This window comes from Flavobacterium sp. SORGH_AS_0622, assembly GCF_030818825.1.
Taxonomy (GTDB): Bacteria; Bacteroidota; Bacteroidia; order Flavobacteriales; family Flavobacteriaceae; genus Flavobacterium.
Window position 1 is genome coordinate 4243354 of record NZ_JAUTAX010000001.1, and the last position, 15439, is coordinate 4258792.

The following is a 15439-nucleotide window of genomic DNA, read 5'->3' on the forward strand; positions in this document are numbered from 1 at the left end:
TACACTTTTCAAAAACCCGATAGCTTATTAAGCTATCGGGTTTTAATGGTAAAAAACACCAAAATGAGTAATTTCAAAAAAATAGTTCCTTTTATATATCCGTATAAAAAATACGCATTCTTAAATATCTTTTTTAATATTTTGTATGCGCTTTTTAGTACCCTTTCTTTTGTTGCTTTAATTCCGATGCTTCAGGTTTTATTCGACAAAACAAAACAAAATTATACAAAACCAGTCTATCAGGGAATCTTAAAAATTCAGGATTACGGTCAAGACTATTTAAGTTACTATATCACCACAACAAAAGGAACTCATGAAGCTGGATATATTTTATCCGTAATGGTGGCAATTATTATTTCTATCTTTTTACTTAAAAACTTAGCCGATTATTTAGCTATGTTTTTCATTAACTTTTTAAGAAATGGTGTTTTAAGAGACATGCGAAATGCTTTGTACAAAAAGACATTAGAACTGCCTTTGGCCTTTTATTCAGAAAAAAGAAAAGGAGATGTGATTTCAAGAATTTCTGCTGATGTAAACGAAGTACAAACTTCATTTTTGGCAATTCTAGAACTTATAGTAAAAGAACCTTTAACTATCATCTTCACTATAATTACAATGTTAATTATTAGTGCGAAACTTACTCTGTTTGTATTTATATTTATTCCAGTATCTGGTTATATTATTTCATTAATTGGAAAACAATTAAAGAAACAATCCGGTAAAGCACAACAAGAACAGGGCGCTTTTTTATCGACAATTGAAGAAACTATTGGCGGACTAAAAGTTGTAAAAGGATATAACTCTGAAGAATATTTCAATAACGTTTTTCAAAACTCAACAGAACGATTTTTTAAATTATCTAATAGTATTGGAAACCGTCAAAATTTAGCTTCTCCTGCAAGTGAATTTATGGGAATTACCGTAATTGCCATTTTACTTTGGTATGGAGGTCAAATGGTTTTAATTGACAAAACTCTTGACGGCCCTTCGTTTATTGCCTATATGGGATTAGCTTATAATATTCTAACTCCTGCAAAAGCAATTTCTAAAGCTTCATACGGAGTAAAAAAAGGAAACGCAGCAGCAGAGCGTGTTTTAGAGATTTTAGATCAGGAAAACCCTATTACAAGCAAAACGGATGCAATTGAAAAAACAACTTTTGACGATACTATATCTGTTCAAAATATCAACTTTAAATATGAAGAGGAAACCGTTTTAAAAGACTTTTCTCTTCAAATTAAAAAAGGACAAACTGTTGCTCTTGTTGGACAATCTGGAAGCGGAAAAAGTACCATCGCCAATTTGTTAACTCGTTTTTACGATGTTAATGACGGATCAATTTCTATTGACGGAATTAATATTAAAGACATGAACCTGAAGTCTCTTCGAGGTCTAATGGGCTTGGTAACTCAAGACAGCATTTTATTTAATGACACGATAAAAGCCAACATTGCATTAGGAAAACTAGATGCTACAGACGACGAAATCATTGAAGCTTTGAAAATCGCAAACGCATACGAATTTGTAAAAGATCTGCCAGCTGGTATTTACACCAATATTGGCGACAGCGGAAACAAGCTTTCTGGCGGCCAAAAACAGCGTTTATCTATTGCGAGAGCAGTATTGAAAAATCCACCAATTATGATTTTGGATGAAGCAACATCTGCGTTGGACACAGAAAGCGAAAAATTTGTTCAGGTTGCACTCGAAAACATGATGCAGAATAGAACTTCTATTGTAATTGCCCACAGACTTTCGACAATTCAAAAAGCAGATGTAATTGTGGTTATGCAGAAAGGAAGAATTGTTGAGCAGGGAACTCACGAAGAACTAATTGCAAAAAATGGAACTTACAACAAATTGGTAACCATGCAGTCTTTCGAATCTTAAGACACACATACAATTAAATAATCTACACAGATTAAGGAAATATTAAAACTCAGTTTAATTTCTTTAATCTGTGTTTATTTTTATAACTTTAGGTGAGTTAAAGAATAAATTTTAATCTCCATAAAATGTATCTTAACCATCCGAACATTACACTTCCTGAAGATCCTGACACTATAGTTTGGAAATATCTTGACTTATCTAAGTTCTTAGACTTATTACTTTCTAAGAAATTATTTATGTCTCGTTCAGACAAATTTGAAGATCAATACGAAGGCACTTTCAGCGAGCCTACTTACGAAGAGATTAAAAAGCTTGCAATAAACAATCCTGACTTTTTAAAATACTACAAAACTCAACGAGAACAAGTTGCTATAAGCAGCTGGCATATTAATGAATATGAATCGTTTGCCATGTGGCAGATTTTTACACAAAACAGCGAAGGTTTAGCGATTCAGTCTACTATTGGAAGATTACAGAAAGCTTTAAAACCAGAGAACAACTTTGATCAATATATTGGTGAAGTAAATTATATCGATTATAAAAAAGAATACATTCCGTTTGATGATTTATTTTTTCCGTTTTTATTTAAACGAAAAAGTTTTCAATACGAGCGAGAAGTCCGCATTATTACTGATACTTCAAAAAGCGACATAAAACTAAACGACGGATTAAAAATCAATGTTGACATCAATCAACTAATTGAGAAGATATATATTCATCCAAAATCTGAAAACTGGTATAAAAAACTAGTTATCGAATTGGTCGAACGTCTGGATTTTGGTTTTGAAATTGAAAAATCTGATTTGGAAAGTGATATATTGATATGAAGGTGCTAAGATTCTGAGTAGCTAAGATTCTAAGTTTTTTTTCTTACTGAACAAAAAAGCCGTTTAAAAATTATTGAAATAATTTTTAAACGGCTTTTTATAAAACCTTAGAATCTTAGCGCCTCAGAACCTTAGCAACTTAGATCGGTTTATAACTTTTAACTTCCCATTTTTTAGAAGTCAAATCTATATAATTATAATGCAATACATCATTTTTATCGAATTGTCCGTTTTGGTTGGTATCTTCAATAGTTCTAAAATACAAACGGTTTTTAGATTCAATTAAATTCCAATCTACCAACTCTTGAAGATCAGCAGAAACTTTTGTGAAGTTTTCTCCGCTGATATCGCTTAAATATAAAGTTTTAATATCGCTGGTATCTATTTTTCCATCTTTGTTTGTATCTGAATCTGTCAGCGTGTAAACCATAACATTATTATGGGTTTTATCTGCAACAGTTTTTAAATAAGTGGCAGTTAAAATCAAAATTGGTTTATCTGATAAAGGACGAATAGAATCTGAATCTACTTTTTGAAATTTCAAATTTTGCAAATAACCCGTGATTTCATATTCACCTAAGTTCGAAATAGTAAAACTAACGTCGTTTACAGTTGAGGAACCAAATCTTGCTTTAGAACCTTTTTCATATACTCTTAAATCTCCAACTGGATGAATTAAATAATCCGTCCCCTGCATTTGAATAGGCAGATCTGCAACTTCTACCTGCGTAGAATCGGCTTTCGTGACACTTACCTTATTTGATACGTCGTAACTTACTTTTGGTTTTTTAACTTCTTCGCGGCAGCTTATAACTGTTCCAACGATTACCAAGGCTATATATTTAAAATACTTTTTCATCTAGGCGGATTATATTCGATTATCAAATATACTATTTTTGATTGTAATTTTGGTTTTTATTGAATTTTACTAAAAAATTAGAAAAGACTTTACAGTCTCGCATTAATCTTAACGTTAAAAACCCTAGAAGTCATATAATTTGGAATCGCATATTGATTTTTAGAATACACATCACGAACCCAAGTATTTGTAATTGCATTTTGATTATTAAAGAGATTGAAAATTTCTAATCCTACTGCTAATTCTTTGAAGTTTTTCAGCCAGCTTGTTTTAGTATTCTGCGTACTGCTGTCTACGAAAACTTTTGCAAAACCAATATCCGCTCTTCTATAATCGTTTAATCGGTTTTGGTACAAATAAGGATCCGTGTATGACGGCGCGCCGCCTGGCAGACCCGTATTGTAAACCAAATTCAGATATACTTTTACACTTGGAATATTCGGCATATAATCCTGAAACAACATTGCAAACTTTAAACGCTGGTCTGTCGGGCGGGCGATATAACCTTTGTTTTCGTAGTTTTCTTCAGTTTTCATGTATCCGAAACTTACCCAAGATTCTGTTCCCGGCACGAATTCTCCATTCAACCTAAAATCAAGACCTTGCGCGTATGCTTTCGCATTATTATTGGCCACATATCGAATTCTAACATTGTCAATCGAATACACATTGACATCAGAAAGCGATTTATAATAAACTTCTGTAACCCATTTAAAAGGTCGATTCCACATCTTAAAATTATAATCATTCCCCAAAACCACATGAACAGCTTCTTGAGCTTTCACATTCGGATTCACAACGCCGTCCAAATCGCGAAGTTCTCGATAAAATGGCGGCTGATGATACAATCCACCAGAAATTCTGAAAACCATATCTCGATCCCAATCTGGTTTTATGGCAAATTGCGCACGCGGACTTACAACAGTCTGATTTTTCCCTTCTTCTACAGCTCCTGAAACATTCCAGCTTTGAAAACGCGCTCCTAAATGATACCAAATTCTACTGGAACCAATTTCAGATTGTTTATTCCATTGCACATATCCAGAAAAGCGATTGATAGTATTAAAATTTGTCGCACGAATATCCTGATACGGCAAAAGAGGACCAGTATAAGGAGTGTATGGCTGATTGTTTTCTGGCAGAATAACCAACGGCGGGTTTATAGAAAACCCTGCTGAGTCAATCATCTCCCACTCTACTACTCTATCTCGTATAGATTCTCTAGTATATTTCAAACCAAATTCTAATTGACTATCTCTCCAGTCTTTTGAACCTTTCAACTCGATATTTGCAATTAACGCATCCAGATCGTTACGGGCATGATTTAACTGCGAACCAATTCCGCGTGTAAAATCAATAGTCGATGGATTTGCAGGATCATCAGCATCAACATTTCCTAAACGGTATTGTGCTAGAATATCAAAATGCTCTTTTTCTGTTGTATGAAATATAGATCCAATTAATTTTAAAGTCAGCGACGGAGAAACTTTATAAGTTGTTTTTAAAGCACCGAAATAAGTATCATATTGGTCTTTTTCCTGACCTTGATAATAAACAGCAAGCGCCATTGGCTGATCAACGGTACCAAATTTTGTTTCACGGGTTAATGGCTGATATAAATATTTATTCTGCGAAATATTCCCTAAAAAACTCATCTGCCATTTTTCAGAAATATCATAATTAATATTCGTTTGAACATCTGCAAAAGTTGGCGTATAATTCGTTTGCGTATCTTGACTATTTACGAGCAGACTATTGTTTCGGTAACGAACTCCAGTAACTGCAGACCATTTTTTGTTTTTAGACACCAAATCTACAGAAGCGCTTCCGCCAAGAAAACTCGCTTCAAAAGAAGCGCCAAACTGTGTTGGTTTTCTATAAGTAATATCTAAAACGGACGATAATTTATCTCCAAACTTTGCTTGAAATCCGCCTGCAGAAAAATCAACATTTTGAACCAGATCTGTATTCGTAAAACTTAAACCTTCCTGCTGACCAGAGCGAATTAAAAACGGACGATAGACTTCGACCTCGTTTACATAAACCAGATTTTCATCATAATTCCCGCCTCGAACCATGTACTGCGTGCTTAATTCGTTATTCGAATTGACACCTGGAAGCGTTTTTAAAATATTTTCAATTCCTGCATTTGCACCAGGAATTTTTTTTATGGTTTCGGTATCGATCGTTGCAATTCCCTGAACACGTTTTCTATTTCCCGAAGAAACAAAAACCTCTCCCATTTGTTCCTGCGAATTATTCATTATCGGATTAAAAATAAAAACTTCATTGGTTTTTAAACTAACCGTTAAACTCATCGTCTTTAAAGAAACGTGAGTAAATATCAAGGAAGCTTTTTTGTTTGAAGGAATTGCGATTTCAAAAAAACCATTTGAATCTGATTGCACTGAATTTCCCTGCCAAGAAATATTTACGCTTGGAACAGGATGTTTTTCTGTATCTAAAATTACACCTTTAACAAAAGCATTTTGAGCTAATGAAATACAGCTGAAGAATAAAAAAAGAAAAGCGAATATAAACCTATAGTTATTCAAAGATTACGGTTTTATTTTTGACTTCTAAAAAAATTAGTTTCAAAGATAGTAGTATTTCCTACATTATCAACAACTTCTATTTTTAAAAAGTTTTCGCCTTCGGTCAAATATTGATCATCAAAAGTGTGTGTGATTTTTCTGTTTTTATTTTCATATTCAAACAAAACCCAGCTTCCGTTTAAATAGCCATTATAGGACTTAATTCCAGATAAAGAATCGCTAATTACAAACTCAATTTTTTTCTGATCACTAATCCATTTTCCTTCAACTGGTTTAGTGATTTTTACAACTGGAGCAATTGTGTCCAGAACTAAACCATACTGCCCCAATATTTTTGCTTTTGCTGTAAAAACATTTTCTTTTCTAATAGTTCCATTATAACTATTTCCTTTTCCTATGTAAAGTTTATCGCGTAAATTTTCAGGATAAGAATCATCTTTTATTGTAATCGTAAAGTTTGAATGAACAGGAACTGTATCGTCGTGAATATAGATCTTATTATTTCTAACATCGAAATTCATATTAAAATCCTCATAAAAAGTTCCCGCAGGAATAAACACAGACATATTATCTTTTTCGAAATTAGAATCTTTATTGTATCGCACAAAATACTGTCCTGTAACAGGTTCTGCCTGCACGAGCGGTGTTGCCGTGTCGTATTCAATTGGCACTGTTATCGAATTTAAATTTCCAAAATAATCCGAAACTTCAATTCTGTAATTCGAAGCCAAGTTTGGTTCTGGCGTGATAACTCCGTACTGCGAATCTGTTTTAATTATACTTAAAGCGAAAGGCGTTTTCATAAAGAGCTTCTGAACTCTCTGACTTGTTTTTTTATACCTCGCATAATCGATAAAAGCATTGATATAACGCATTTCATCAAATGAATACGTATTAAACTGATAATTGTAATTCGGATTTCCGTTTAAAAAAGTTGAAACATTAAAAACACCATTTTTATTAAATGAAACATCATCAGTATCTGTTGCATTGATTCCGAAACCAATTTTTCCGTTTGCTTTTACTTTTGAAGCCAGATAAGTTCCATCTTTTTGCAGCGCCATGCTAAGCAACAAAGGCTGTTTGGACTGATTAACAGTTGCATTATCCAGCGGATAAACATACAAACTTGACAAAGTAGGTTTTTTAGAATCTTTTATATTTTGGTCAAAGCCAAAGAAAATCGGATTGATTACGAATTCCGTTTTAGTATCGCGAATTTCAAAATGAAGATGTGGTCCTTCTGAAGAGCCAGTATTACCAGAAAGTCCAATTATTTCTCCTTTTGTAACAGGAAGTTCATCTGGCTTTGGAAACATTTCAATTTCATATGCTTTTTCTTTGTAATGTGTATTTTTTACATAATCCAAAATTGGACCGACAGGAGTTTGTAAATGACCATAAACAGAAGTATAACCGTTTGGATGTGTAATGTAAATGCATTTTCCGTTTCCAAAAGTCGAAATTTTAATTCTCGATACATAACCATCTGCAATTGCATGAACACTCAATCCTTCTCTTTGATTTGTTTTTAAATCAAAACCCGCATGAAAATGATTGGGTCTTAACTCCCCAAAATTCCCAGAAAGCTGCATTGGAATATCGAGCGGGGCACGAAAATAATCTTTAGGATATTGTGTTTGGGCAAATAGAAAATGACAGGATAAAAGGGCAAGTATAGATAATTTCATATAAAAATATTTTTGCTAAAATAAAAAATTAACAGGTAAAAACCTAAAAAACAAACATTATAACACAATATACTGAATTTCATTTATTTGTCTCTTTTTAATGTAAAAAATTCGATAAAAAATTGCATTAATAAAAAGGAATACTAACTTTGTAGGATTAAGTAATGAATAGGATGTATAATGAGTGTAATTGCAGAAATAATTGATACTCTTGAATATAAAGTCGAAAAGCTTTTTGAAAAATCAAAAGGTTTGGAGAAAAATAATCAAGCACTACGATTAGAACTAGCCAAAGCTGCGCAAATTATCCAGAAACAATCTGAAGAAATTGAAGCTTTGAAAAAGCAAAATGAAACACTTAAGATAGCCAATTCCTTGCTTGGCAGCGACAATAACAAGAGAGAGACAAAGCTTAAAATAAATTCATTAATTCGCGAAATCGATTACTGTATAGCGCAATTATCAGATTAGTAATATGGACGGAAAGCTTAAAATAAAAATATCAATTGCCGACCGCGTTTACCCTTTAACGGTTGAACCAGCTCAGGAAGAAGGCCTTAGAAGCGCTTCTAAAAAAATTGATGCTATGATTAAGCAGTTCGAAGAAAATTACGCAGTTCGTGACAAACAAGATGTTCTAGCTATGTGCGCATTGCAATTTGCATCGCAAGTAGAACAAAAACAAATTGATAACGCAATCGATGGAGAAGAAACCATTGAGCGAATTAAAAAATTAAATCTGCTTTTAGATCAATATCTCGAAAATTAAACGTTCTTTACAAGAAACTAAGATACTGCCTACATTAGTTCACAATTGGTAAACTCAACACTAACAATTTAGAATGAGCAAATCGTCGCTACTATAGTATGCCCAGCTTTGACCGGGAAACTTGAACAGTGAGTTAGCTCAAAACTTGTCTTTACGAGTTTATTCAAGCAATTAATGTAGGCTTTTTTTATATATAAACCCTAAAAACATGGACATCATAACGATCATCATTGGTATTGTAGGTATTGCAGCAGGATTCGCAATAGCTAAAATTATCGAGAAAAGTAATATTTCAAACCTAATTAAAAACGCTAAAAAAGAAGCAGCTTCAATTTTAAAAGACGCTAATTTAGAAGCTGAAAATATTAAAAAAGATAAAATTCTTCAGGCAAAAGAACGCTTTATCGAATTAAAATCAGAACACGAACAAGTTATTTTAGCAAGAGATAAAAAAGTTGCTGAAGTAGAAAAACGCGTACGTGATAAAGAATCTCAAGTTTCAAATGAACTTTCTAAAGCTAAAAAAGTAAACGATGACTTTGAAGCTAAAACTGCTGAGTACAATAATAAAATTGAAATTTTAGACAAAAAACAAGCTGAAGTAGATAAACTTCACAAAAGCCAATTACAGCAACTTGAAGTAATTTCTGGTCTTTCTGCTGAAGAAGCAAAAGAACAATTAGTTGAAGGTTTAAAAGCTGAAGCTAAAACTAAAGCAATGTCTCATATTCAAGAAACAATTGAAGAGGCTAAACTTACTGCACAACAAGAAGCTAAGAAAATTATCATCAACACTATCCAAAGAGTTGGAACTGAAGAAGCAGTTGAAAATTGCGTTTCTGTTTTCAATATCGAATCTGATGATGTAAAAGGTAGAATTATTGGTCGTGAAGGACGTAATATTAGAGCTCTTGAAGCTGCAACTGGAGTTGAAATCATTGTTGACGATACACCAGAAGCTATTATCCTTTCTTGTTTTGATCCTGTGCGTAGAGAAATTGCTCGTTTGTCATTGCACAAATTAGTAACTGACGGACGTATTCACCCAGCGAGAATCGAAGAAGTTGTTGCTAAAACAGCAAAACAAATCGACGACGAAATTATTGAGGTTGGAAAACGTACGGTAATCGACTTAGGAATTCACGGTTTACACCCAGAATTAATCAAAGTTGTGGGTAGAATGAAATACCGTTCTTCTTACGGACAAAACTTACTACAACACTCGAGAGAGGTTTCTAAACTTTGCGGTATCATGGCTGCAGAATTAGGATTGAATGTAAAACTAGCTAAAAGAGCAGGTTTACTACACGATATTGGAAAAGTGCCAGATACAGAAAGCGATTTACCACACGCACTTTTAGGTATGCAGTGGGCTGAAAAATATGGTGAAAAAGAAGAAGTATGTAATGCGATTGGAGCTCACCACGACGAGATCGAAATGAAATCTTTATTATCGCCGATTATCCAAGTTTGTGATGCTATTTCTGGAGCAAGACCAGGTGCAAGACGTCAGGTATTGGATTCTTACATCCAACGTTTGAAAGATCTTGAAGATGTAGCTTACGGATTCAGCGGTGTTAAAAACGCTTATGCAATTCAAGCAGGTAGAGAGCTTCGTGTAATTGTAGAAAGTGAAAAAGTTTCAGATGACAATGCCGCAAACTTATCTTTCGAGATTTCACAAAAAATCCAAACAGAAATGACTTATCCTGGCCAAGTAAAAGTTACAGTTATTAGAGAAACTAGGGCTGTAAATATTGCGAAATAACAGAAAAGAAAGGATTATATATAAAAAAGAAAGGCTGTCGATTACGACAGCCTTTCTTTTTTATCATTTATTTCAATCTTAAACATCATTAAAAACAATTTTAAAGCTCGTTCCTACTCCCACTTCACTTTCTACTAAAACTGTTCCTTTCATCGCTTCTATTTGATTTCTTGTAATATAAAGTCCAATTCCACGTGCTTCGTCATGTTTGTGAAAAGTTTTATACATTCCAAACAATAAATCTCCGTATAACTTTAAATCAATTCCAAGTCCGTTATCTGTAATTTTAAGAGATTTAAACCCTTCTGGCTCTATAGCAAAATCAAAAGTTATTACTGGATCACGATCTGGATGCGCATATTTAATTGCATTTGTTGTAAAGTTCAATAAAACACTTTCCATGTAAGCCGGATTAAAATTAATCGTCAAATATTTCGGCACATTGTTTATAATTGTCACTTTACGCTGTTTATCATAACCTTTAATAGTCGAAATTGTTTTTTCGATATACTCACACAACATTAGCGGTACAACTGCAATATTGATGTTGCTCTGCGTTTTTACAATCTGTGTAAGATTTGAAATTGTTTCATTCAAATCATTAGAAACAGTACGCAAATGCTCCAGCATTTCTTCGACTGTTTGTTTATTTACATCGGCATCAATAAAATCCAGGATCGATTTTATATTTCCAGCCTGAGTATTTAAATTGTGTGAAACAATATGCGAAAAATTCAACAAACGACTATTTTGGTCGCTGTATAGTTTCATCGTTTTTATTAGTTCTAGCTCCTTTTCTTTTTGAGCAGAAACATCCGTATGTGTTCCAATTACACGCAACGGTTTTCCATTTTCATCCCTTTTAATCACTTTCCCGCGGTCTAAAATCCATTTGTAATTACCACTTGAAGTCATTACGCGATGGTAATTTTCATAATACGGAATCTTATTATCAAAATGTTCCTGAATATCCGAGTAATATTTCGGAAGGTCATCAGGGTGCACAATTTTATCCCAGCGTTCCGGATCATCAAAAATATCAGTAGATTCTAATTCTAAAATTTTCAGCGATAAAGAGGAATAAAAAACACTATTAGTCACCATATCCCAATCCCAAATGCCCGCAGTTGAAGCATCGAGAGCAAATTGAAAGCGTTCTTCAGATATGCGAAGTTTTTCTTCTTTATCTTTTAACTCTGTAATATCCGAAACATGACCATAAAAGATCACTTTACCATCTATAGTCGATTCTGTTTTCGAAGTTATTTTAAACCAGCGAATTCCTTTTTTAGGCAAAACTGCTCTAAACTCAATTTCCCATGGTTTTATTTCTCTCCTAGCTTTGACCAAAGACTGAAAAAAATAATCACGGTCTTGTGGTACAATTCGATCGTAAATTATAAATTTTATATCATCAGTAAAATCTAATGCAGAAAGTTCAAATATTTCATCAGCTGACTTACTTACAAGAGGAAATGAATAATTATTATCAGTATCAATAATAAACTGAAAAAGCAAATCAGGCATCTCAGCCAACAATTTCTTATAAAAATTATTTACCTCTAAGCAATCGTCATTTCCATATAAATCAAAAACCATATACTTCTTTTTATGTAAATAAAATATTCATACTTTTTATTCTAAAAAAAACAAATTAAAATCACAAAATGAGGCTAAATTGTTTTTATTAAAACAAAAATTTAACACAATATATTAATTTTTACGACAAAATAAACGCAATAATGATAAAATTATTTTCTAGGATGAAAACTATGCATCACTTCTTTTAAAAAGCTGCGATCTAAATGAACATAAATTTCTGTTGTTGTGATTGATTCGTGACCCAGCATTAATTGAATGGATCTTAAATCTGCACCATTTTCCAGTAAATGTGTTGCAAAAGAATGGCGCAGTGTATGAGGACTGATATTTTTCTTTAATCCCATTTTCTGAGCTAGATCTTTAATAATTGTAAAAACCATAGCTCTAGTCAATTGATTTCCTCTTCTATTCAAGAACAAAGTATCTTCTGCTCCTTTTTTAATATTTAAATTCGAACGAACAGAATTTTTATAAATATCAATATATTTTTGAGTCAATGGACCAATTGGAACAAATCTTTCTTTATTTCCTTTCCCGGTAATTTTTATAAAACCTTCATCAAAAAACAAATCAGAAATTTTAAGCGAGATCAACTCAGAAACCCTAAGTCCGCATCCGTAAAGAGTTTCAAGCATTGCTCTATTTCTTTCACCTTCATTGCTGCTCAAATCTATAGTTTCAATAAGCGCATCGATTTCTTGAAGTGATAAAGTATCAGGTAATTTACGACCAGTCTTTGGCGCTTCGATTAATTCTAACGGATTATCATTTCGATAATCCTCAAAAACAAGATAATTAAAGAAGCTTTTTAATCCCGAAATGATACGTGCCTGCGATCTCGGATTTACTTCCTTTGCTACAGAATATATAAACTGCTGTAATGTTTCGTCTGAAATTTTTATTGGAGAAACATCAATTTGATTGGTTTTTAAAAAAAGGCATAACCGCTCAATATCAAATCCGTAGTTTTCAATTGTATTTTTCGACAAACCTCTTTCTATCCTCAAATACGACTGATAATCTTTTATGTATCTGCTCCAATTCATATTTACAAAGTAAGTGATTTTTCTACATAAAAAAACCTTCCGTTTCGGGAAGGTCTTTTCAAATATTTTATTCGAAATTATTAAAACTTGTAAGCTAAAGATAAAGCAAAATTGCTGTTTTTTGCACTGTCATAATAATCATCTGCATTATCAACGTCTTCGTCAGAAAGAGGAGATAAACCGATAGTATAACGAACACCTACAGAAAGATTATCTGTAAAATTGTATCCCGCTCCTAAATTGAAACCAAAATCTACTGATCTAGTAAAATCTTTAATATCTGTATCTTCAGCTTTAGCAGATAACAAAACTCCTAATTGTGGACCAGCTTCAACACTGAATTTTTTATCTACAATGTAATACTTAGCCAATACTGGAATATTTAAATAATTTAATTTAATATCCCCATCTTCAAAAGGACCGTCAACTTTTGTTCCTTGAGCAGAAAACAAAAGCTCCGGCTGTATAAAAAATTTCTCCACAATATTGATTTCAGCAAATCCACCAACATGAAAACCTACAAAGGTTTTAGTATTTTCAACATCTCCACCAACTACCGTCGAAAGATTAAGACCTCCTTTTACTCCAAATCTGGTTTGTTGTGCATTAGTAAATGTAAATGCCATTACCGCTATAGCAGTTAAAATAATTTTCTTCATTTTAATTTGTTTTGGTTAAATTTTAATAATCAAATATAAAAATATTCTTCATAAAAACTAATTTGGAATTTAACAAATAAAATAGTATATATAGAAATGGTTAATTCAAAATAAATTTGTTTTAAATTCTCAAAAAATCAGAAAGAAAAAAGCCTTTTCATTGCTGAAAAGGCTTCAAATCAATAATCATTGTACTCTAATTGGCTCGACAGCTATAGAATACAACCCTGAACTGTATTCCCTAGTTATATATTCATTTCCTAATTTGTTAATTATTATATTATCCGCAAAATTAATAATTACGTCACCAAGCAAATCGTTACCCTGAGTAAATGTTCTTTGTACTGCACTATTTTTTACAACTTTCTGACTTGTTCCGTATTTAAGTCCAATTTTTATGTAATCCTGATATCCACCACTTAATTCGACTCCAAAATTAGAAGCATATTCAACACTTCTAGATTCCGTTAATATTATAGTTTCGGTCAAATCAATTTCCTCAATATCGATCTTAATTGAAGATGCATATTGATCTAAATCCCAGCTGAATATTGGAATATTTAAATCCATCTTTTTTAAACCTTTAATATCTCTAATATACCAATATTTAAGAAACCCAGTTCTATCTCCTTTTACATATGTAAAATCAAATAAGTCCTCTACAGTTGCATTAAAATATTTTATCACTTCACTACCAACACCATTTTTACCATTAATAATAATTCTAATTTTAAACTCATAATTACCTCCTGCCCAAGTTGAAATAGGGGTAAGGGGACCGTTTTCATTTCCGACTACTTGCTCTGGTAATCTAGGATCTCCTGTTTGATCAGCAATTTTATTATAAGCAGCAGTTGGATCTCCTAATAAAGCAAATGATTTAATGGCTTCATGAAAATCATATTTAAAAGGCCCTTTTGGAGTTCCTGGAGTTATACCATAATAAATATAATCTCTTTGCCAGCCATCAACATCTGCTCCTGTATAGATATTATAAGCGTTGATTATTTTATCATCCAATAAGCTTGAATTAACTGTTCGTGCTGTTGCATTTTTAGTTTTTTTTGATCCATCAAAACAATCATCTAAAAATTTATAATCTAAACCATTTATATTAGCAACCAAACTACTTCTAATATTTTTTCCTGTAGCACTATTACTTAAAATGATTCTTTCATTGTCTTTTAAAACAATTACAGGAAAACTAGGAGTATATTCAGCTTTAAAGATTTCTTCAGTTCCATCTTGATTTATTAATGGTACATCATTACTTGTTGTTAATCTAATTGCGACTTTTGGAATTTCACTATCTGCATCCCATATAGTTGCAGAAAATGAATTTTCAGGTAATTTAGGAACCAAGATCGTAAGTGTGGGATTATTCAATTCAATTTTATTCAATAAAGCCTCGTCACTTAAATTTTCAAGTATGATTTCCCTAACAGTTTTTCCGCTTTCAAGTTCTTTATTTTTAATCAATTGGTATAAAATTTCATAATCATTATCAAACATCTTTAAAGATTCATTTTTAATCAAATTCCTTAATGCTTTACTTTTATTTAATGATTTCATAAGTGCTTTGCCAAACTCTCTTTTCAAGTTTGAATTAGCATCATACAAATTATCTACTTTTAATTCTTTATCTATATTAGCATTTGATTTTCTATCATTTTCATCATGATTATCACAAGCTAAAAAACAAGAACTAATAACTCCTAATACTAGTATTTTAAAATTAACTTTCATACATATTTAATTAAATTGTGGGCG

General features: G+C 32.3%; 12 protein-coding genes. 5 read left to right on the forward strand and 7 right to left on the reverse strand.

Annotated elements, in window-relative coordinates; translation table 11 throughout:
- Positions 1-63 precede the first annotated feature (63 nt).
- Both QE431_RS18045 and QE431_RS18050 read left to right on the forward strand, forming a co-directional pair.
- Positions 64-1893, forward strand: coding sequence for an ABC transporter ATP-binding protein (locus QE431_RS18045; protein WP_307298807.1), 1830 nt, complete (start codon positions 64-66; stop codon positions 1891-1893).
- A 125-nt stretch (positions 1894-2018) separates the two neighbouring features.
- Positions 2019-2720, forward strand: coding sequence for a DUF2971 domain-containing protein (locus QE431_RS18050; RefSeq protein ID WP_134142488.1), 702 nt, complete (start codon positions 2019-2021; stop codon positions 2718-2720).
- Positions 2721-2859: 139 nt separating this feature from the next.
- Here the strand turns inward: QE431_RS18050 and QE431_RS18055 are convergent, their stop codons facing one another.
- From QE431_RS18055 to QE431_RS18065, 3 genes are all read right to left on the reverse strand, one after another.
- A complete protein-coding gene (locus tag QE431_RS18055) occupies positions 2860-3579 on the reverse strand; it encodes a hypothetical protein (protein WP_057117755.1) in 720 nt (239 codons plus the stop codon).
- 89 nt (positions 3580-3668) lie between these two features.
- Positions 3669-6134, reverse strand: coding sequence for a carboxypeptidase-like regulatory domain-containing protein (locus QE431_RS18060; RefSeq protein WP_307298811.1), 2466 nt, complete (start codon positions 6132-6134; stop codon positions 3669-3671).
- Between the two features lie 11 nt (positions 6135-6145).
- Complete coding sequence (locus QE431_RS18065; RefSeq protein ID WP_307298814.1) at positions 6146-7825, reverse strand: M23 family metallopeptidase; 1680 nt, start codon at positions 7823-7825, stop codon at positions 6146-6148.
- A gap of 180 nt (positions 7826-8005) precedes the next feature.
- Between QE431_RS18065 and QE431_RS18070 the strand changes: the two genes are divergently transcribed.
- From QE431_RS18070 to rny, 3 genes are all read left to right on the forward strand, one after another.
- Positions 8006-8296 (forward strand): hypothetical protein, encoded by a 291-nt coding sequence (locus QE431_RS18070; protein ID WP_095952164.1) that lies wholly within the window; start codon positions 8006-8008, stop codon positions 8294-8296.
- A 4-nt stretch (positions 8297-8300) separates the two neighbouring features.
- Positions 8301-8594 carry a cell division protein ZapA gene (locus tag QE431_RS18075; RefSeq protein ID WP_057117751.1) on the forward strand — a complete coding sequence of 98 codons (294 nt, stop codon included), beginning with the start codon at positions 8301-8303 and terminating at the stop codon, positions 8592-8594.
- 208 nt (positions 8595-8802) lie between these two features.
- Complete coding sequence (gene rny, locus QE431_RS18080; RefSeq protein WP_057117750.1) at positions 8803-10362, forward strand: ribonuclease Y; 1560 nt, start codon at positions 8803-8805, stop codon at positions 10360-10362.
- A 78-nt stretch (positions 10363-10440) separates the two neighbouring features.
- Here the strand turns inward: rny and QE431_RS18085 are convergent, their stop codons facing one another.
- The 4 genes from QE431_RS18085 to QE431_RS18100 form a co-directional block, all read right to left on the reverse strand.
- Positions 10441-11961, reverse strand: coding sequence for a PAS domain-containing protein (locus tag QE431_RS18085; RefSeq protein ID WP_307298820.1), 1521 nt, complete (start codon positions 11959-11961; stop codon positions 10441-10443).
- 152 nt (positions 11962-12113) lie between these two features.
- The gene (gene xerD / locus QE431_RS18090) at positions 12114-13010 is read right to left on the reverse strand and encodes a site-specific tyrosine recombinase XerD (RefSeq protein ID WP_307298824.1); all 897 of its coding nucleotides are present in this window, start codon (positions 13008-13010) and stop codon (positions 12114-12116) included.
- 80 nt (positions 13011-13090) lie between these two features.
- On the reverse strand, positions 13091-13669 hold the full coding sequence (locus QE431_RS18095; RefSeq protein ID WP_307298827.1) for a porin family protein: 579 nt from the start codon (positions 13667-13669) through the stop codon (positions 13091-13093).
- Between the two features lie 186 nt (positions 13670-13855).
- Complete coding sequence (locus QE431_RS18100) at positions 13856-15415, reverse strand: hypothetical protein (RefSeq protein WP_307298830.1); 1560 nt, start codon at positions 15413-15415, stop codon at positions 13856-13858.
- Positions 15416-15439: the final 24 nt, after the last annotated feature.